The sequence below is a fragment of the Blautia sp. XA-2221 genome, assembly GCF_028767025.1.
Classification (GTDB): domain Bacteria; phylum Bacillota; class Clostridia; order Lachnospirales; family Lachnospiraceae; genus Blautia_A.
Genome location: NZ_JAJQXX010000019.1, coordinates 1 through 18,907, shown reverse-complemented (window position 1 = coordinate 18,907; position 18,907 = coordinate 1). Strand labels below are relative to the sequence as shown.

Annotated in this window: 19 protein-coding genes; all 19 read left to right on the top strand. The window is 43.6% G+C overall.

The features are described from left to right. Positions 1 to 3 precede the first annotated feature (3 nt). The 19 genes from rpsP (at position 4) to LU279_RS12755 (ending at position 18,789) form a co-directional block, all read left to right on the top strand. Positions 4 to 249, top strand: coding sequence for a 30S ribosomal protein S16 (gene rpsP / locus LU279_RS12845; protein ID WP_022068406.1), 246 nt, complete (start codon positions 4 to 6; stop codon positions 247 to 249). A gap of 71 nt (positions 250 to 320) precedes the next feature. Further along, positions 321 to 551, top strand: a complete 231-nt coding sequence (locus tag LU279_RS12840) for a KH domain-containing protein (RefSeq protein WP_022068405.1) — start codon at positions 321 to 323, stop codon at positions 549 to 551. An 81-nt stretch (positions 552 to 632) separates the two neighbouring features. Beyond that, positions 633 to 1,139, top strand: coding sequence for a ribosome maturation factor RimM (gene rimM / locus LU279_RS12835; protein WP_274422883.1), 507 nt, complete (start codon positions 633 to 635; stop codon positions 1,137 to 1,139). After that, positions 1,139 to 1,906 (top strand): tRNA (guanosine(37)-N1)-methyltransferase TrmD, encoded by a 768-nt coding sequence (gene trmD, locus LU279_RS12830; protein WP_274422882.1) that lies wholly within the window; start codon positions 1,139 to 1,141, stop codon positions 1,904 to 1,906. Before rimM ends, trmD begins: the two co-directional genes overlap by 1 nt. A gap of 4 nt (positions 1,907 to 1,910) precedes the next feature. Beyond that, a complete protein-coding gene (queA, locus tag LU279_RS12825) occupies positions 1,911 to 2,942 on the top strand; it encodes a tRNA preQ1(34) S-adenosylmethionine ribosyltransferase-isomerase QueA (protein ID WP_274422881.1) in 1,032 nt (343 codons plus the stop codon). 450 nt (positions 2,943 to 3,392) lie between these two features. Beyond that, positions 3,393 to 4,838, top strand: coding sequence for an aminotransferase class I/II-fold pyridoxal phosphate-dependent enzyme (locus tag LU279_RS12820; protein WP_274422880.1), 1,446 nt, complete (start codon positions 3,393 to 3,395; stop codon positions 4,836 to 4,838). Positions 4,839 to 4,842: 4 nt separating this feature from the next. After that, entirely contained in the window at positions 4,843 to 5,694 is an 852-nt protein-coding gene (gene speE / locus LU279_RS12815) for a polyamine aminopropyltransferase (protein WP_274422879.1), read from the top strand. Further along, positions 5,684 to 6,541, top strand: coding sequence for an agmatinase (speB, locus tag LU279_RS12810; RefSeq protein ID WP_274422878.1), 858 nt, complete (start codon positions 5,684 to 5,686; stop codon positions 6,539 to 6,541). Before speE ends, speB begins: the two co-directional genes overlap by 11 nt. A 34-nt stretch (positions 6,542 to 6,575) precedes the next feature. Then, the gene (locus tag LU279_RS12805) at positions 6,576 to 7,778 is read left to right on the top strand and encodes a saccharopine dehydrogenase family protein (RefSeq protein WP_022068398.1); all 1,203 of its coding nucleotides are present in this window, start codon (positions 6,576 to 6,578) and stop codon (positions 7,776 to 7,778) included. 24 nt (positions 7,779 to 7,802) lie between these two features. Next, positions 7,803 to 8,930 (top strand): carboxynorspermidine decarboxylase, encoded by a 1,128-nt coding sequence (nspC, locus tag LU279_RS12800; protein WP_274422877.1) that lies wholly within the window; start codon positions 7,803 to 7,805, stop codon positions 8,928 to 8,930. A gap of 74 nt (positions 8,931 to 9,004) precedes the next feature. Then, positions 9,005 to 10,126: a UDP-galactopyranose mutase gene (glf, locus tag LU279_RS12795; protein WP_274422876.1), complete on the top strand. Its 1,122-nt coding sequence runs from the start codon at positions 9,005 to 9,007 to the stop codon at positions 10,124 to 10,126. 28 nt (positions 10,127 to 10,154) lie between these two features. Beyond that, positions 10,155 to 10,730, top strand: coding sequence for a DUF6553 family protein (locus LU279_RS12790; RefSeq protein ID WP_274422875.1), 576 nt, complete (start codon positions 10,155 to 10,157; stop codon positions 10,728 to 10,730). 46 nt (positions 10,731 to 10,776) lie between these two features. Next, positions 10,777 to 13,701 (top strand): insulinase family protein, encoded by a 2,925-nt coding sequence (locus LU279_RS12785; protein WP_274422874.1) that lies wholly within the window; start codon positions 10,777 to 10,779, stop codon positions 13,699 to 13,701. Positions 13,702 to 13,734: 33 nt separating this feature from the next. Then, on the top strand, positions 13,735 to 14,643 hold the full coding sequence (gene era / locus LU279_RS12780) for a GTPase Era (RefSeq protein ID WP_274422873.1): 909 nt from the start codon (positions 13,735 to 13,737) through the stop codon (positions 14,641 to 14,643). A gap of 2 nt (positions 14,644 to 14,645) precedes the next feature. After that, positions 14,646 to 15,398, top strand: a complete 753-nt coding sequence (gene recO / locus LU279_RS12775) for a DNA repair protein RecO (protein ID WP_274422872.1) — start codon at positions 14,646 to 14,648, stop codon at positions 15,396 to 15,398. Between the two features lie 36 nt (positions 15,399 to 15,434). Then, entirely contained in the window at positions 15,435 to 15,914 is a 480-nt protein-coding gene (locus LU279_RS12770) for an ureidoglycolate lyase (protein ID WP_274422871.1), read from the top strand. Positions 15,915 to 16,005: 91 nt separating this feature from the next. Then, entirely contained in the window at positions 16,006 to 17,400 is a 1,395-nt protein-coding gene (locus tag LU279_RS12765) for a glycine--tRNA ligase (RefSeq protein WP_274422870.1), read from the top strand. A 357-nt stretch (positions 17,401 to 17,757) separates the two neighbouring features. Continuing rightward, entirely contained in the window at positions 17,758 to 18,030 is a 273-nt protein-coding gene (locus LU279_RS12760) for a Fic family protein (RefSeq protein ID WP_274422869.1), read from the top strand. A gap of 567 nt (positions 18,031 to 18,597) precedes the next feature. Then, positions 18,598 to 18,789, top strand: coding sequence for a SymE family type I addiction module toxin (locus LU279_RS12755; RefSeq protein ID WP_274422868.1), 192 nt, complete (start codon positions 18,598 to 18,600; stop codon positions 18,787 to 18,789). Positions 18,790 to 18,907: the final 118 nt, after the last annotated feature.

Here is an 18,907-nt window from a genome sequence, read left to right as displayed (position 1 = left end):
AAAATGGCAGTAAAAATCAGATTAAGAAGAATGGGACAGAAAAAGGCACCTTTTTATAGAATCGTAGTTGCAGATTCCCGTTGCAAACGTGATGGAAAATGCATCGCAGAGATCGGTACTTATGATCCGAACCTTGAGCCAAGCGCATACAAAGTAGATGAGGAAGCTGCTAAGAAATGGCTTGCAGCAGGTGCTCAGCCTACAGAAGTTGTTGCTAAGATCCTGAAAGCAGCCGGAATTGAGAAATAAGAAATACCGGAGAAGGTATTTTTTCCTATTACTGTAGAAGTCCTGTAGAATGCAGTGCAGGGAGGTATGTAATGAAAAAACTGGTAGAAGTAATTGCAAAATCTCTTGTAGATCATCCGGATGAGGTGGTTGTCACCGAAAATGAAAAGGAAGATGCAGTTATTATTGAACTGAAGGTGGGACCGGCTGACATGGGCAAGGTCATCGGAAGACAGGGACGTATTGCCAAGGCGATCCGTACCGTAGTAAAAGCCGCTTCTTCAAAGAGCAGCAAAAAAGTGATTGTGGATATCCTGCAGTAAACAGGGCTTTCGCAATATCATAAGTGAGAAACAGGAGCTGTGGAAACATAGCTCCTTCTTTAACTACAGGGAGTTTTATTTATGGAAGATTTACTGAAGGTTGGTGTGATCACCACTACTCATGGTGTCAGAGGCGAGGTAAAGGTATACCCCACCACAGACGGGCCGGAACGTTTCCTGGAGCTTGACTATGTGCTTCTGGATACCGGAAAAGAGCTTCGAAAGCTTGAGATTAAAAATGTAAAGTTTTTTAAAAATCTTGTAATTCTGAAATTTAATGGTGTCGATAACATTAACGACATTGAAAAATATAAAGGCCGTGATCTCTGGATTCCACGGGAAGAGGGACAGGAACTGGAAGAGGATGAATATTATATTGCGGATCTTCTGGGAATGTCAGTTATTCTGGAGGACGGAAGAGAATTCGGTACATTAAAGGATGTTATGGAAACAGGCGCCAATGATGTTTACATTATTGACTCTGCAGAACATGGAGAGGTTCTTCTCCCGGCTATCAGGGAATGTATTCTGGATGTGGATCTGGAGAAGAATGTTATGACCATACATTTGATGAAAGGGCTGATATAATGAATTTTCATGTACTGACACTTTTTCCGGATATGATCCGGGACGGGATGAATACCAGTATTATCGGCCGGGCCATTGCAGGCGGTTTCTTGGATATAGAAGCAATTAATATCCGGGATTATGCCTTTAACAAGCATCAGAAGGTTGACGATTATCCTTATGGAGGCGGCGCTGGAATGCTGATGCAGGCAGAACCTGTGTATCTTGCCTATGAATCGGTTGAAAAAAAGATCGGATATCAGCCAAGGGTTATTTATCTGACCCCTCAGGGAAAGGTTTTTAACCAGGAAATGGCAAAGGATTTTGCCAGAGAAAAGGATCTTGTTTTTCTCTGCGGTCATTACGAGGGGATTGACGAGCGGGTTCTTGAGGAGATTGTTACAGATTACGTTTCGATTGGAGATTATGTACTTACCGGAGGAGAGCTTCCGGCTATGGTCATGATGGATTCCATTTCCCGCATGGTTCCCGGTGTGCTTACTAATCAGGAATCCGGAGAGACAGAATCCTTTTCCGGCAATCTTCTGGAATATCCCCAGTACAGCAGACCGGAAACCTGGCATGAGAAAAAAGTGCCTCCTGTTCTTCTTTCCGGACACCATGCAAATGTAGAGGCCTGGAGGAGAGAACAGTCCATTTACCGTACTGCCAAATGGCGCCCGGATCTTTTGAAAAAGGCAGATCTTTCAAACAGGGAATGGAATCAGATCCGCCAGTGGAGAAAACAGTGGAAAGAAGAAAGCCAGAAGGCAGAAGATAAGGAGTAGTATTATGAAAACATCAGATTTTTATTATGATCTTCCACAGGAGCTGATCGCCCAGGATCCTCTGGAGGACAGAAGCTCTTCCAGACTTCTTCATCTTTCCATGAAAGATGGAAGTGTGGAACACCGCCATTTCACGGATATATTGGATTATCTGAAAAAAGGAGACTGTCTGGTTGTCAATGATACCCGAGTGATTCCGGCCCGGCTTTATGGACACAAGGAGGAAACAGGAGCGCTTATTGAGATCCTTCTTCTGAAACGGAAAGAAAATGATATCTGGGAATGTCTGGTAAAGCCGGGCAAAAAGGCCCGCCCGGGTGCAAAGATCGTTTTCGGAGACGGGATTCTGAAAGGTGAGATCATTGATGTGGTGGAGGAAGGAAATCGTCTGATTCAGTTTCAGTATGAGGGTATTTTTGAGGAAATTCTGGATCAGCTGGGCGAAATGCCTCTGCCTCCGTACATTACTCATAAATTAGAAGATAAGAACCGCTATCAGACGGTTTATGCCAAAAATGACGGTTCTGCGGCAGCGCCTACCGCCGGTTTGCATTTCACTCAGGATCTTCTTCAGAAGGTGCAGGAAAAGGGCGTGAAAATTGCCCATGTAACTCTTCATGTAGGTCTTGGAACTTTCCGTCCGGTAAAAGTAGATGATGTGGAAAATCATCATATGCATTCTGAATTTTATGTGGTGGAAGAGGATCAGGCAAAACTGATCAATGATACAAAGAAACAGGGAGGTCGTGTGATCTCTGTGGGAACCACAAGCTGCCGTACGCTGGAGTCTGCCACAGATGAAGACGGTGTTCTTCGTCCGGGAAGCGGATGGACAGAAATTTTTATTTATCCGGGCTATCGGTTTAAAATGATCGATGGTCTGATCACAAATTTCCATCTTCCGGAGTCCACACTGATGATGCTGGTTTCTGCTCTTGCAGGAAAAGACAGGATCATGGCTGCCTATGAGGAAGCAGTAAAAGAGCGGTACCGTTTCTTCAGCTTTGGGGATGCCATGTTTATAGATCCGGAATAAAAACAGACCGGAAAATATCATAGATTAAGTCGATTTTTTTAGAAAGTTCTTGAAAATAAAATAATATTATGGTATAAATATAAACGTATGGAAAACAGACAGGAAAGTCTTCCATGCAAATATTTTACGCAGTCCAGGGAACTGCATTATTGATTGAGTTAGAAGCTCAAATTTTATAAGTTGGTTACTTTATAACCGGTATGCGTATTGCATGCATAACTTGTGAAACGGTCAATAAGAGTAGTAAAAGTAAAAATATTTGCTATATAGACTCTAATCCATTATCTGTTTTTTATAATTAAAATTTATATTATGAAATTATAAGAATAAAGATAAAACGCAAGCAGATGCAAAGTTATGCGCCTGCCTGCGTTTTTTTGTCCCATAGGAAAATAAGGTACATTGTTTTTATAATGGATTTCCTATGAATTTCGGGAGGGAGGCTGAAACATGTCGCAGGAAAAGGCTCCAATTTACGAGGCACTGGAACGGTTCCGGAGAATGAGGATCGTTCCGTTTGATGTTCCGGGACATAAACACGGAAGGGGAAATCCGGAACTGGTAAATTTACTTGGAAGTCAGTGCGTCAGTATAGACGTGAATTCTATGAAACCCCTTGATAATCTCTGTCATCCTGTTTCTGTGATCAAGGAGGCAGAGCAGCTTGCAGCAGAAGCTTTTGGCGCAGCAGGCGCATTTCTTATGGTTGGGGGAACAACGTCCTCAGTTCAGACTATGATTCTTACCTGCTGTAAGAAGGGAGATAAGATCATTTTACCCAGAAACGTGCACAGAAGCGTGATCAATGCTCTTGTTCTGTGCGGAGCCACACCGATTTATGTGAATCCGGATGTGGACAACCGTCTTGGCATTTCTTTGGGAATGAAGCTGGAACAGGTAGAAAAAGCCATTCAGGAAAATCCTGACGCAGTGGCTGTGTTTGTAAACAATCCTACTTATTATGGAATCTGTTCTAATCTACGTGAAATCGTAAAGCTTGCCCATGACAGAAATATGAAGGTTTTGGTAGATGAGGCTCATGGCACACATTTTTATTTCGGAGAGGGATTTCCGGTTAATGCCATGGATGCAGGCGCGGATATGGCTTCTGTCAGTATGCATAAATCAGGTGGAAGCCTTACCCAGAGCTCGTTCCTTCTGATCGGAAAAAATATGCATCCCGGCTATGTGCGCCAGATCATCAATCTGACTCAGACAACAAGCGCATCCTACCTGCTTCTGTCCAGCCTTGATATTTCCAGAAGGAATCTTGCTCTTCGGGGAAAGGAGTCCTTCCGGAGAGTTGCGGAGCTGGCTGAGTACGCCAGAACAGAGATCAACCGGATCGGGGGATATTATGCTTTTGGAAAAGAACTGATCAACCATGACAGCATTTATGATTTTGATCCCACCAAGCTGTCTGTGCATACACTGGAAATCGGACTGGCGGGAATCGAGGTCTATGATATCCTCAGAGATGATTACGATATTCAGATCGAGTTCGGAGATATTGGAAATATGCTGGCGTATCTGTCCATTGGAGACAGAAAACAGGAGGTGGAGCGTCTTGTCAGCGCTCTGGCAGATATTAAGAGGAGATACCAGAAGGATAAAACCGGTATGCTTACTCAGGAATATCTGTCCCCTAAGGTTGTGATGACTCCTCAGGAATCCTTTTATTCGGAAAAAGAATCTCTTCCTGTAGAAAAGACAGAGGGAAGGATCTGTGGAGAATTCGTAATGTGTTATCCTCCGGGAATTCCAATCCTTGCTCCGGGTGAGAAGATCACAGGGCAGATCATAGAGTACATTCTTTATGCCAAGGAAAAGGGCTGTTCCATGACAGGACCGGAGGATGAAAAAATTGAGAATCTCAATGTAGTGAAGGGAGAGTAGCGCCATGGAAATGTGGTTTTCTGATGAACACACAGAAGATGTAAAGCTGTCTATCCGGGTAAAGGAACAACTTTTCAGCGCTCAGAGCGAATTTCAGCAGATTGATGTGCTGGACTCCAAAGAGTTTGGCAAAATCCTTGTTGTGGACGGAGATCTGACGCTGACAGAAAAGGATGAATTTATTTATCACGAAATGATCACCCATGTTCCTATGGCAGTCCATCCTCTTGTAAAGGATGTTTTGGTAATCGGAGGAGGAGACGGCGGCGTTGTCCGGGAACTGGTGAAATATGAGGAAATTGAGCATATCGATATGGTAGAGATAGATCCTCTTCTTGTGGAAGTATGCAGGAAGTACCTGCCTCAGGTTGCCTGCAGTCTGAACGATCCCAGAGTGCAGATCTTTCATGAGGACGGTCTGCGCTTTGTACGGTCAAAAACAGACTGCTATGATCTAATCATTATTGACTCCCCCAATCCTTTTGGTCTGGGAGAGGGACTGTTTACAAAGGAATTTTACGGTAACTGCTTCGGAGCGCTGAGAGAGGACGGGATTATGATCAATCAGAATGAAAGTCCTTTTTATACGGAAGAAGCATTTCAGTGCCAGAGGATGCACAAGCGTATTCTGGAAACCTTTCCAATCTGCAGAGTATACCAGGCTCATTTGCCCTCTTATCCATCCGGACACTGGCTGTTTGGATTTGCCTCAAAAAAATACCACCCGCTTACGGATCTGAACGGAGTGGCCTGGAAACTGAAGGGAATCCATACAAGATATTACGAACCGAGATTACATGCCGGAGTGTTCGCCCTTCCGGTATATGTGGAGGAGCTTTTGGAAGATGTTGAATAAATCAGTAATGAATTTTATTGGCTGTGATGCTGGATATGAGGAAGCGGATATTGTGCTTTACGGAGCACCTTTTGATTCCACCACATCCTTCCGTCCGGGAACACGGTTTGCAGGACAGGTGATAAGGAATGATTCTTACGGGCTGGAAACCTACAGTCCTTATCAGGACAGAGATCTTGAAGACTGCCGGATTTTTGATCTGGGAGATCTGGAGCTTGCCATAGGAGATTCAGAGCTTGTTCTTTCTGAGATCGAAAAAACAGCAGAGACGATCCTGAAGGATAAAAAACTGCCGTTTATGATTGGTGGCGAGCATCTGGTAACTCTGGGAGCTGTACGGGCGGCAGCCAGGCAGTATCCGGAACTTCACATTGTTCATTTGGATGCCCACACAGACCTGCGGGAGGATTATCTGGGCGTGAAGTTGTCCCATGCGGCTGTTATAAGACGGTGCTGGGATATTCTGGGTGATGGAAGAATCCATCAGTTTGGAATACGTTCCGGAGAAAAGGTGGAGTTTGACTGGGCAAGATCCGGACACACGGATTTTCATCCGTTTACTTTGGATGATCTTCCGGGGATTTTGCCGGAACTGAAAGGAAAGCCGGTTTATTTTACGGTTGATCTGGATGTTTTGGATCCCTCTGTATTTCCGGGAACCGGAACCCCGGAGCCGGGAGGAGTTGATTTTCTCACACTGATGAAAAATGTCACAGAGGTATGCTCAAGCCTGAATATCGTAGGCTGTGATGTCAATGAACTTTGTCCGCCCTGTGACCACAGTGGCATGTCAACAGCAGTGGCATGCAAGATCATCCGGGAGATGCTTCTTGCACTAAAAAAATAAAAACTAATATTTACATATCAAGGAGGAACCATTTATGGGAAAAGCGTTAATTATCGGATGCGGAGGCGTTGCTTCCGTGGCAATTCACAAATGTTGTCAGAACAGTGAAGTATTTGAGGAAATCTGCATTGCAAGCCGTACCGTGTCCAAATGTGATGCGCTGAAAGAAAAACTTCAGGGAACTACAAAGACAAAGATCACAACTGCTCAGGTAGATGCTGATAATGTGGAAGAGCTGGTAGCTCTGATCCGTAAGGTACAGCCGGATGTGGTTTTGAACCTTGCACTTCCGTATCAGGATCTTCATATTATGGATGCCTGCCTGGAAACAGGGGTTCACTATGTGGATACAGCAAATTATGAGCCGGAGGATACTGCAAAATTTGAATACAAATGGCAGTGGGCATATAAAGAGCGCTACGAAAAAGCAGGAATCACAGCTCTTCTGGGTAGCGGTTTTGATCCGGGTGTAACAAGCGTATTTTCTGCCTATGCTCTGAAACATTATTTCGATGAGATCAATTACATTGATATTCTGGACTGCAATGCAGGCGACCACGGATATCCTTTTGCTACAAACTTTAATCCGGAGATCAACATCCGTGAGGTTTCTGCAAAAGGTTCCTACTGGGAGGACGGTCACTGGGTAGAAACAGAACCAATGGAGATCAAGAGAGTTTATGATTTCCCGGAGATCGGCGAAAAGGATATGTACCTTCTTCACCATGAGGAAATTGAGTCCCTGGCTCTCAATATTCCGGGAATTAAAAGAATCCGTTTCTTTATGACTTTCGGAGAAAGCTATCTCACACATCTTCGCTGTCTGGAAAACGTGGGAATGACTTCCATTGAACCCATTATGTATGAGGGAAAAGAGATCATACCGCTTCAGTTCCTGAAAGCAGTGCTTCCGGATCCTTCTTCTCTTGGCCCGAGAACAAAGGGAAAAACAAACATCGGCTGTATTTTTACAGGTAAAAAAGATGGCGTAGAAAAGACGATTTACATTTACAATACCTGCGATCATCAGGAATGTTATAAGGAAGTTGGATCACAGGCGGTTGCCTATACCACTGGTGTTCCGGCAATGATCGGTACCATGATGCTGATGACAGGAACCTGGCAGGGACCGGGCGTGTTCAATATTGAAGAATTTGATCCGGATCCGTTTATGGATGCTCTGAATAAATGGGGACTTCCGTGGAAAATCAAGGAAAACCCGGATCTGGTAGATTAATGACAGAAAGGTTGCTTTGGCAGAATGAAAAGAGAGGAATTGAAAACACCCTGTTATGTGATCCAAAAGCAAAAGCTGATTGAAAATCTTGAGATTTTAAAGGGAATCTGTGAGGAAACCGGGTGTCGGATCCTTCTTGCCCAGAAAGCCTTTTCCATGTTCAGCGTATATCCTCTTATTGGAAAATATCTCAATGGCGCTGCTGCCAGCGGGCTTTTTGAGGCGAAGCTGGCAGCAGAGGAGCTGGGAAAAGAAAACCATATTTTTTCACCTGCATACAGAGAAGAGGAAATGCCGGAGATTATTCGGCTGTGCGATCATATTATCCTGAATTCACCGGCTCAGGTAAAAAAATATAAAGATCAGATCCTTTCAGGAGGCAAAAGTCCGGGGCTTCGGATTAATCCTCGATTTTCCACTCAGGAGGGCCACGAGATCTACGATCCCTGTGCGCCGGGGTCCAGGCTTGGAACTACTTTAGATCAGATTACAGAAGAGATGCTGGATGGAATTGAGGGCCTTCATTTTCATACGCTGTGCGAACAGAATTCGGATGCTCTTTCTGACACTCTGAAAGCGGTGGAAGAACAGTTCGGTTCCTATATGCATCGTATGAAATGGATCAATTTTGGCGGAGGTCATCACATTACCAGAGAGGATTACGACAGAGAACTTCTGAAAAAATGCATTCGCCATGTGCAGGATACCTATGGGGTTCAGGTTTATCTGGAACCAGGGGAGGCTGTTGCCCTGAATGCGGGGATGCTTCTGACAGAAGTGCTGGAAGTTATGGAAAATAACCTGTCCATTGCCATTTTGGACACCTCTGCAGCCTGCCATATGCCGGATGTTCTGGAAATGCCTTACCGTCCGCCTCTTAAAGATTCCGGTCTGCCCGGAGAAAAAGCCTTTACTTTCCGTCTGGGAGGTCCTACCTGTCTGGCGGGAGATGTGATCGGGGATTATTCTTTTGACCGGAAGCTAAAATGTGGTGACATTCTGGAATTTGGCGACATGGCTATTTATTCTATGGTAAAAAATAATACCTTTAACGGGATGGCGCTTCCGGATATCGTTCTGGAAGAAAATCCCGGAGAATTCCGGCTGATCAGAAGGTTCGGATACGAGGATTTCAAAACAAGACTGTCATAAAACAGGACTACCCTTTTTCTTTCTGATTTGTTATACTATAGAGTATAATGACTCAGAAGAAAGAGGGTTTTTTCATGAAAAAATATGATTACCTGATCGTAGGAGCAGGACTTTTTGGTTCTGTATTTGCCCATGAGGCTGTAAAATGCGGCAAAACCTGTCTTGTGATAGATAAACGGGATCACATTGGCGGCAATATTTATACGGAAGAGATTGAAGGAATCCAGGTTCACAAATACGGCGCCCATATTTTTCATACATCCAATAAAACTGTGTGGGATTATGTGAATCAGTTTGCAGAATTTAATCATTTTGTGAATTCTCCCATTGCTGTATATAAGGACGAGCTTTACAATCTTCCGTTTAATATGAATACCTTTCATCAGCTCTGGGGCGTCCGCACTCCGGCTGAGGCTGAAGCCAGGATTCGGGAGCAGATTTCCAGAATGCATATTACAAATCCCAAAAATCTGGAGGAACAGGCACTTGCCCTGGTAGGACAGGACGTATACGAAAAGCTGATCGAAGGCTACACCAGAAAACAGTGGGGAAGAGAGTGCAGGGAGCTTCCGGCATTTATCATCAAGCGACTTCCTCTTCGCTACACTTATGACAATAATTATTTTAAGGATCCTTATCAGGGAATTCCCAAAGGCGGATATACGGAAATTATCCGGAAACTTCTTGAGGGAACCCAGGTTGTCCTGAAAACAGACTTTTTTGCAAATAAAGAGGAGCTTTGCGCTCAGGCAGAAAAAGTGGTATTTACAGGTATGCTGGATGAATTTTATGATTATTGCTACGGTCCTCTGGATTATCGTTCTCTCAGATTTGAGACAGAGGTGCTGGATATGGCTAATTATCAGGGAAATGCAGTGGTAAATTATACGGATTATGAGGTTCCTTATACAAGGATCATTGAGCATAAACATTTTGAGTTTGGCACTCAGCCAAAAACTGTGATCACCCGGGAATATTCTGCGGAATGGACAAAAGGTGCAGAACCTTATTATCCGGTCAATGATCCTGCAAACAATGAGCTGTATGCGAAATATGAGCGCAGGGCTCTGGAAGAAAAAAATGTCATTTTTGGCGGAAGACTTGGCATGTATCGCTATATGGATATGGACAGAGTGATCGAGGAAGCTCTGAATCTGGCAGAAACAGAGCTTGTATACTGTAATGAAAATGAATAAAACCACAGGATCAAAGGAGAAAATTATTATGGATACACCTACAATCGCAGAATATTACAGAGAAGCAGATCCGCGGAAGAGAAAAGCTCTTCTGGAACAGGCTCTTGCATCCGGTGAAGATATGGAGGCAAACGAGATCCGCAGGGAAATCTGGGAAGCCCGTTATAAGGATGATGGAACAAATGTGGCAGATGGCTATCTGAAATTCTGGATGTCTATGGAATTTAATAAAAACGCAGGTAACAGACTGTTTGGAGTAAAAAGCGCTCAGAAGGAGATCAGAAAGGAGCTGAATTCTGTAAAATATCCAGAGTTCCTGAATAAAAGTGAGCTTCACAAGGAGCTTCTTTACAGAGAGTGCTGTCATTTGATAAAGCTTTATATGGATCTCTGTAAAACAGACCGTTCTTATAATACTATGCTGTGCGGTATCATTACCATCAAGGAAGAAGACGCAAAGGCAAAACTCCAGAAAGATATTTACAAAACAGCAGTATGTCTTCCAAAGGATCTTGGCATGGAGAAAGAGCTTGACCTTCTCACAAGAGCTGCCCGTGAAATGTACGAACTGCATTTTCCGGGAGAAGGCGGATTGCCGGAATAATCGGCCTTAAAAGAGCAATAATGAATAATAAAAACCGGAGGCAAATATGAATAAAGACAAAATTTTTGCTTATGACATTATAAAAGAAGAAAATCTGAAAGATATCCGTTCCACAGGATATCTTTTACGCCATAAAAAAACAGGCGCAAGAGTCATGCTCATAGAGAATGATGATGAGAACAAGGTGTTTAATATTGCCTTTCGTACGCCGCCAAAAAACAGCACCGGTGTTGCCCACATTCTGGAGCACAGTGTTCTGTGCGGCTCCAGAGAATTTCCGCTAAAAGATCCTTTTGTGGAACTGGTAAAGGGTTCTCTTAACACGTTTCTGAACGCAATGACTTATCCGGATAAAACCTGCTATCCAGTGGCAAGCTGCAACGATCAGGATTTTCAGAATCTGATGCATGTGTATCTGGACGCTGTATTTTATCCGAATATCTATAAAAAAGAAGAGATCTTCCGTCAGGAAGGTTGGAGCTATCAGCTTGAAAATGTGGAAGGACCTCTGAAATATAACGGAGTTGTCTATAATGAGATGAAAGGAGCTTTTTCCTCTCCGGATGAGGTTCTGGAAAGAGAAATCATGAACTCTCTGTTTCCGGATACACCTTATGGATGTGAATCCGGTGGTGATCCGGATCATATTCCGGAGCTTTCCTATGAGGAGTTTCTGGAGTTTCATAAAACCTATTATCATCCTTCCAACAGCTATATTTATCTGTACGGAAATATGGATATGGCAGAAAAGCTGGCGTTTATTGACGAACACTACCTTTCTGCTTTTGAGAAACTGGATGTGGATTCGGAGATCAGAAAACAGGAGCCTTTTGAAAGCAGGAAAGATCTGGTTATGGAATATCCGGTTTCAGAAAGCGAGAGCGAAGAGGGAAACTCTTATCTTGCCTACAGCACTGTAGTCGGAGATGCATCTGACGTTCTTACAGGAACAGCTTTTGAGGTTCTGGATTATGCGCTTTTGAGTGCGCCGGGGGCTCCTTTGAAACAGGCTCTTCTGGATGCTCAGATCGGTATGGATGTTTATGGATCTTATGATGACGGGATCATGCAGCCTTATTTTGATATTGTGGCAAAGGGTACAGATCCGGACAAAAAAGAAAAGTTTGTGGAGATTATCAGGACAACTCTTGAAGATATTGCAGCTAATGGAATTGACAGAAAGGCTCTGGACGCAGGAATCAACTGTATGGAATTCCGCTACAGAGAGGCGGATTTTTCTTCATGGCCAAAAGGTCTGATGTACAGCCTTGCGGTGTTTGGAAACTGGCTGTACAGCGATGAAAAAGCCTTTGCTCAGGTTCAGGCTCTTCCTGTCTTTGAAAAGCTGAAAGCTCTGGCTGGCGAGGGATATTTCGAGGAGCTGATCCGAAAATACCTTCTGGACAATACGCATGGTTCTGTGATCACTCTTGTACCATCCAAGGGTCTTGCTGCCCGTAAGGAAAAAGCACTGGAAGAAAAGCTTCAGGCTCATCTGGAAAGCCTTTCCCCGGAAGAAAGAGAAACACTTGTGCAGAAAACAAAAGATCTTGAGGCATATCAGGAAGCGCCTGAGGAGCAGGGGGCAGAGAAATGCATTCCTATGCTGAAAAGAGAGGATATCCGCAAAGAGGCAGTGGGATTTTCCAATGAACCTCTGGATGTGGACGGAAGCCTGTTTCTTTATCATGAGGTGCCTACTAATGGAATTGCATATCTTGATCTGATGTTTGACCTGAAAGATCTTGCACCGGAAAAAATTCCGTATTTGGGACTTCTGAAATCCGTTCTCGGATATGTGGACACCGCTCACTTTACCTATGGAGAATTGTCCAATGAGATCAATGCAGAAACAGGTGGTATTAATATCGGAATAGAAGTTTTTGATCATGTGGATTCCACAGAGGACTATGATGCAATGTTCTCTGTAAGAGGAAAAGTGATGTATCCTAAAATTGACGTTCTGTTCCGTATGATCAGGGAGATTTTGAATACTTCCAGTTTGGATGACAGCAGACGTCTTTACGAGATCATTGCAAGAGTAAAATCCAGAGCACAGGCAAATCTGGTAAGCGCAGGACACTGCACAGCAGTTCTTCGAGGAGCCTCCTACAGTTCGCCTATGGCAGCTTTCCAGGACGGTATGTCCGGCATTGCCTATTATCAGTTTATTGAGGCGTTGGAGAAGGACTTTGATGCCAGAAAAGAAGAACTTGTTAAAGAGCTGAATTCTCTTATGACAGAAATTCTCCGCCCGGAATACCTGAAAATCAGTTATACAGGAGAACGGGAATCTCTTGACGAAGTTATGAAGCAGGTGAAAGCTCTGAAACAGACACTTCATACAGAAGCAGTTAAGATTACAGGGAAAGTCGTAAGCTGTGAAAAGAAAAATGAGGGCTTTACCACCTCCGGACAGGTTCAGTATGTAGCCCGCACCGGAAACTTCCGCAAAAAAGGCTATGAATATACAGGCGCTCTTGATATTCTGAAGGTGATCTTAAGCTATGATTATCTGTGGATGAATCTTCGTGTAAAAGGCGGAGCTTATGGATGTATGAGCGGCTTTAAAAGAAGCGGGGAAAGTTATTTTGTTTCCTACAGAGATCCGCATCTGAAACGCACTCTGGATGTTTATGAGGGGATTCCGGCTTATGTCCGCGATTTCCAGGCAGATGAGAGGGAAATGACAAAATATATCATTGGAACCATAAGCGGAAAGGACGTTCCCAGAACTCCTCAGATGCAGGGAAGTATTTCTAAAACTGCCTGGTTCTGTGGTGTTACAGAGGAAATGATGCAGAAAGAGAGAGATCAGATCCTTGGGGCAGATGCAGAGGATATCCGCAGACTGGCGCCTCTGATCCAGGCGATTCTTTCTGACGATGCGGTATGTGTTGTTGGAAGCGAGACAGCCATTGAAAAAGAACGGGAAATCTTTAAAGAGGTAAAATCTCTGATTTCCTGCTGACAAGTACAGAAGAAAGCAGGGACAAGTATTTATATGAAAGAAAATTTTAAATCAGGCTTTGCGGCTATTATCGGACGTCCGAATGTGGGAAAATCAACTTTAATGAATCATCTGATTGGTCAGAAGATCGCCATAACATCCAAAAAACCTCAGACTACCAGAAACCGGATCCAGACGGTTTATACCTGTGAGGACGGACAGATTGTATTTCTGGATACTCCGGGAATTCACAAGGCAAAAAACAAGCTGGGAGAGTATATGGTTCAGGTGGCAGAGCGTACTCTGAAGGATGTGGATGTAATTCTGTGGCTGGTAGAGCCAACTACATTTATCGGCGCAGGAGAGCGACATATTGCAGAACAGCTGGGAAGCCTTCATCTTCCGGTTCTTCTGATTATCAATAAAGTGGATACTGTTGACCGGGAGGAAATTGCAAAAGCCATTGATGCTTACCGGAAACTGTATCCGTTTGATGAGATTATTCCTGTTTCTGCGCTGCGCGCTGTGAATACAGAGGATATTATTCCAAGTATTCTCAAATATCTGCCTTACGGCCCCATGTTCTATGATGAAGATACAGTAACAGATCAGCCCCAGAGACAGATCGCTGCAGAGATTATCCGCGAAAAAGCGCTTCATGCCCTGGATGCGGAGATTCCTCATGGAATCGCAGTGGCTATTGACCGTATGAAAGAACGTCCGGGTAAAAGCCGCCTGGTGGATATTGATGCAACGATTATCTGCGAACGGGATTCTCACAAGGGAATTATCATCGGAAAGCAGGGAAGCATGCTGAAAAAAATCGGAAGCAATGCAAGATTTGAGCTGGAGCGGATGCTGGATGCAAAGGTGAATCTGAAGCTTTGGGTCAAGGTAAAAAAAGACTGGCGGGACAGTGATTTTCTGATCAAAAACTTTGGATATGATAAAAAGGAAATCTGATCATGAGTGATCTGATTACTGTGCAGGGCGTTGTGATATCTGCCATGCCTATCGGGGAGTACGACAAAAGGATTGTACTCCTTACAAGAGAAAGAGGAAAGATCTCTGCCTTTGTCAGAGGAGCCAGAAGACTGAACAGTCCTTTTATGGCAGCTGCGGAGCCTTTTGTGTTCGGAAACTTTACTCTTTATGAGGGGAGGAGCAGTTATAACCTGAATCAGGTAAATGTGACTCATCATTTTATGGAACTGGCAGCTATGCAGCCGGGAATCTATTACGGATATTATTTTCTTGAGCTTGCAGACTACTTCGGGCAGGAAGGGACTGATGAAAGGGAAATGATGAATCTTCTCTATGTGACTGTGAAAGCCCTTTTGAATCCTCATGTAAAGGATTCTCTGATCCGGTGCGTGTTTGAGCTTCGTGCCATGGCGGAAGAAGGGTACTGTCCTGAACTTGCTTCCTGCGCCTGCTGCGCCAGGGATGAGGTTTCGGAGAAGGACTGCTTTTTTTCTCAGGAGCATCACGGTATTCTGTGCGGTTCCTGTGCAAAAGGCAGGAGGGATGCAGTAAGGATTTCCGGGGCGGCTCTTTATGCCATGCGCTATATCGTCAGCGCACCTATGGGGAAGCTTTATACATTTACGGTCAGTGAAGAGGTTCTGGCAGAGCTGGAAGGGATCATTCACAGATATGTTGACAGAAATACAGACAGAAAATTCAGAAGTCTGGAGATTCTGGAGATCATGAAATAAAAAGACTATAAAGAAAAACTATCGGGAGGGATTTTTATGAATCAGATCAAAGTAAAAACACTTACAGCAGAAAGCTTTAAAGAATTTGGAAGTTTTACAGATTTTATGAACCCTGAAGGCTACAGCCTGGGAGATTTTTATCAGGACAGACTGAGAATGCACAGCTCAGGAAATATGCAGATGACTTTTTCTCCGCTTCTGATACATAAACCGGAAAAAATGATCGTTACAACTGCAGAATATCACAATTATACCCAGGAAGGCGTACTTTGTCTGGATGATGATGTGATCGTTCACGTGGCGCCTGCCGGCAAGGAGCCTGTACCGGAATTGACGGAAGCTTTTCTTGTGCCAAAGGGAACTATGGTGCTTCTTCATACAGGAGTATGGCATTTAAGCGCGATTCCTGTAAATAAAGAGTTGGCTCATGTGATGATCGTTCTTCCGGAACGGACTTATCACAATGACTGCGTTGTAGTGGATTATCCGGAAGAAAAATGGGTGGAAATCTGTTGAAAAAGCAGTAGGATGCTAGTATAATGAGAACATTGGCGACTGCAGGGGAAACCTGGCAGTTAAGAACATTGAAAAATTTAGGAGAATAATTATGGAAAAAACAATGGAAAAAATTGTTGCTCTGGCAAAAGCCAGAGGATTCGTCTATCCGGGCTCTGAGATTTACGGCGGTCTGGCAAATACCTGGGACTATGGAAATCTTGGTGTAGAGCTGAAAAACAACGTAAAAAGAGCATGGTGGCAGAAATTTATTCAGGAGTCTCCCTACAATGTAGGTGTGGACTGTGCGATTCTTATGAATCCTCAGACATGGATAGCTTCCGGTCATCTGGGCGGATTTTCTGATCCTCTCATGGACTGTAAGGAGTGCCATGAGCGTTTCCGTGCAGATAAGCTGATCGAGGACTACTGTGCAGAGCATGGGATTGAGGTAGAAGGAAGCGTAGATTCCTGGTCTCAGGAGCAGATGATGGAATTTATCAAAGACCATCAGGTTCCCTGCCCAAGCTGCGGTAAACATAACTTTACAGATATCCGTCAGTTCAATCTGATGTTCAAGACCTTCCAGGGTGTAACTGAGGATGCAAAAAATACAGTATACCTTCGTCCGGAAACCGCACAGGGTATTTTTGTAAACTTTAAGAATGTACAGAGAACTTCCAGAAAAAAAATTCCATTTGGAATCGGTCAGATCGGTAAATCCTTCCGTAATGAGATCACTCCTGGAAACTTTACATTCCGTACCCGTGAGTTTGAGCAGATGGAGCTGGAATTTTTCTGTGAGCCTGATACAGACCTTGAATGGTTTGCATACTGGAAGCAGTTCTGCCTTGACTGGCTCAGTTCTCTGGGTCTTAAAGAGGATGAGGTACGCTATCGTGACCACGATCAGGAAGAGCTGAGCTTCTACAGTAAAGCTACTACAGATGTGGAATTCCTGTTCCCGTTTGGCTGGGGAGAGCTGTGGGGTATCGCTGACAGAACAGATTATGACCTGACACAGCATCAGAATGTTTCCGGTCAGGATCTGACTTATTTTGATGATGAGAAGAAGCAGAAATATATTCCGTATGTGATCGAGCCGTCACTGGGAGCTGACCGTATGGTACTTGCGTTCCTGTGCAGCGCATATGATGAAGAAGTTCTTGACGCTGAGAAAAATGATGTGCGTACTGTGCTTCGTTTCCATCCGGTGCTTGCTCCGGTAAAAATCGGCGTGCTTCCTCTCTCCAAAAAGCTGAATGAAGGCGCTGAGAAGATTTATCAGCAGCTTTCCAAAAAATACAACTGCGAGTATGATGATCGCGGAAATATTGGAAAGCGTTACAGAAGACAGGATGAGATCGGAACTCCGTTCTGCGTAACTTATGATTTTGATTCCGAGACAGACGGTGCAGTAACTGTTCGTGATCGTGATACCATGGAACAGGTTCGTGTGAAGATCGATGAGCTGGATGCTTACTTTGCAGATAAGTTCACATTTTGATAAAAGATAACAGGACTCTGTGCAACAGTTTGGGGCAGTATTCTCTGGAATACTGCCCTGTTCCTGTATTTTGGAATCTTTTACAAGACCAGTGTGTCCTTTGGAAATGAGAACATACTGGTTTTTGTTTAAAGTGATGCAGAATACATTTTAATGTGATAAGATGAAACAAGACATAGCCGGGAGGTGGACAGATGTTTTTAAATCAGGAAAATTTGGTCAAGGAGGTTATTCAGGAACTTGCTTTCTGCCAGGAGATGCTAAAGGAGCCCCTGGTCATGGAGCCTTTTTTTAAAGATTTTGTATATCGTTTCTGCTGGAATTCCAACAGTATTGAGGGAAATACTCTTTCTCTGGATGAAACTTGTAAACGGAAAGATTCTCGGAGAAGCAGCAAAATACAGAGACAAAAACCTTTATATCGGGACTATGGTGGAGGCTGCATATTATCCTCCAAAATATCAGTTAGTGCCGGAATTAATGGAAGTATTTCTGGAAGATATTATTTTTTCAGAAAAGGAAAAAGGAATACTTGCTTTGGAACAGATTCAGAGTCTGGCAGAGGAACACATCTGTTTTGAACGGATACATCCTTTTCGGGATGCTCATGTTATAATTAGGACAAGTTAGAAAACCCAGTAAAATCAACGGGTTGCACTGACTTAGTCCTAATTTTTTATGCCTAATAGGTAACGTAATACCACTTCATTTCTAACTGCATATCTGAATGCAGTACATATATTATTGGCCGATAATATAACAAAAATAATATTTCACGTAGTAATTAAAGCAACCATACCGTCCTGGCGGATTGGATATGAAGGTCCGAAGTCCTTATTAAATGCTGACGGGTTGCAACAGGGGTGTTGTAATGCTGGTTGACAAGTTCCGGCCGGGTTTAATGTGAACCGGGCGCTATGGGAGAATTAAACCTGTGTTTTTGTACCATGGCTATAAATTATTTTCATCCACTAAAAGGCAGGGAACTTACAACACCCATTCTGTTGAGATACATACAAATACTGTTAAAATATGAAATTTTGATATGGTTGGATTTTATATATGGCGGTATCATTTCGCTGAAAACAGATAGGTTCTATTTGTTTTTGTCTAAGGTTCTTATATCAGACGAAAGAGTACAATAGAAATTTCTGAATAAAATCTCCAAACGAAACATCGGAAAGGATGACTGAATTTATGAAGAAAGATAAAAGAGCATTGAAAGTCTGCGAACAGTCCGGACATAATTATAAGCCGACACCAGCAATCATGTTAAAAGGAGCATGGCTGGAGGACTGGGGATTTACTAAGAATACTCCGGTGACAGTTCTGTGTGAAGAGGGAAAGTTGGTTATTACAAAGGGGACGGCAGAAGTAGCTGTTAATTGAATATTATTTTAGGCTCTGGTATAATATGAATGTGCCAGAGCCTTTTTATTGTTAGGGCAAGGCCCTGTTTTACATTGTGGAGTTTTTCGTTGTTCCGAAAAACGAAACTTTGAAAAAC

What these genes read in the sequence shown, in the direction of transcription:
- rpsP (WP_022068406.1), top strand. Translation starts at nt 4, where the DNA reads ATGGCAGTAAAAATCAGATTAAGAAGAATGGGACAGAAAAAGGCACCT.
- LU279_RS12840 (WP_022068405.1), top strand. Translation starts at nt 321, where the DNA reads ATGAAAAAACTGGTAGAAGTAATTGCAAAATCTCTTGTAGATCATCCG.
- rimM (WP_274422883.1), top strand. Translation starts at nt 633, where the DNA reads ATGGAAGATTTACTGAAGGTTGGTGTGATCACCACTACTCATGGTGTC.
- trmD (WP_274422882.1), top strand. Translation starts at nt 1,139, where the DNA reads ATGAATTTTCATGTACTGACACTTTTTCCGGATATGATCCGGGACGGG.
- queA (WP_274422881.1), top strand. Translation starts at nt 1,911, where the DNA reads ATGAAAACATCAGATTTTTATTATGATCTTCCACAGGAGCTGATCGCC.
- LU279_RS12820 (WP_274422880.1), top strand. Translation starts at nt 3,393, where the DNA reads ATGTCGCAGGAAAAGGCTCCAATTTACGAGGCACTGGAACGGTTCCGG.
- speE (WP_274422879.1), top strand. Translation starts at nt 4,843, where the DNA reads ATGGAAATGTGGTTTTCTGATGAACACACAGAAGATGTAAAGCTGTCT.
- speB (WP_274422878.1), top strand. Translation starts at nt 5,684, where the DNA reads ATGTTGAATAAATCAGTAATGAATTTTATTGGCTGTGATGCTGGATAT.
- LU279_RS12805 (WP_022068398.1), top strand. Translation starts at nt 6,576, where the DNA reads ATGGGAAAAGCGTTAATTATCGGATGCGGAGGCGTTGCTTCCGTGGCA.
- nspC (WP_274422877.1), top strand. Translation starts at nt 7,803, where the DNA reads ATGAAAAGAGAGGAATTGAAAACACCCTGTTATGTGATCCAAAAGCAA.
- glf (WP_274422876.1), top strand. Translation starts at nt 9,005, where the DNA reads ATGAAAAAATATGATTACCTGATCGTAGGAGCAGGACTTTTTGGTTCT.
- LU279_RS12790 (WP_274422875.1), top strand. Translation starts at nt 10,155, where the DNA reads ATGGATACACCTACAATCGCAGAATATTACAGAGAAGCAGATCCGCGG.
- LU279_RS12785 (WP_274422874.1), top strand. Translation starts at nt 10,777, where the DNA reads ATGAATAAAGACAAAATTTTTGCTTATGACATTATAAAAGAAGAAAAT.
- era (WP_274422873.1), top strand. Translation starts at nt 13,735, where the DNA reads ATGAAAGAAAATTTTAAATCAGGCTTTGCGGCTATTATCGGACGTCCG.
- recO (WP_274422872.1), top strand. Translation starts at nt 14,646, where the DNA reads ATGAGTGATCTGATTACTGTGCAGGGCGTTGTGATATCTGCCATGCCT.
- LU279_RS12770 (WP_274422871.1), top strand. Translation starts at nt 15,435, where the DNA reads ATGAATCAGATCAAAGTAAAAACACTTACAGCAGAAAGCTTTAAAGAA.
- LU279_RS12765 (WP_274422870.1), top strand. Translation starts at nt 16,006, where the DNA reads ATGGAAAAAACAATGGAAAAAATTGTTGCTCTGGCAAAAGCCAGAGGA.
- LU279_RS12760 (WP_274422869.1), top strand. Translation starts at nt 17,758, where the DNA reads ATGAAACTTGTAAACGGAAAGATTCTCGGAGAAGCAGCAAAATACAGA.
- LU279_RS12755 (WP_274422868.1), top strand. Translation starts at nt 18,598, where the DNA reads ATGAAGAAAGATAAAAGAGCATTGAAAGTCTGCGAACAGTCCGGACAT.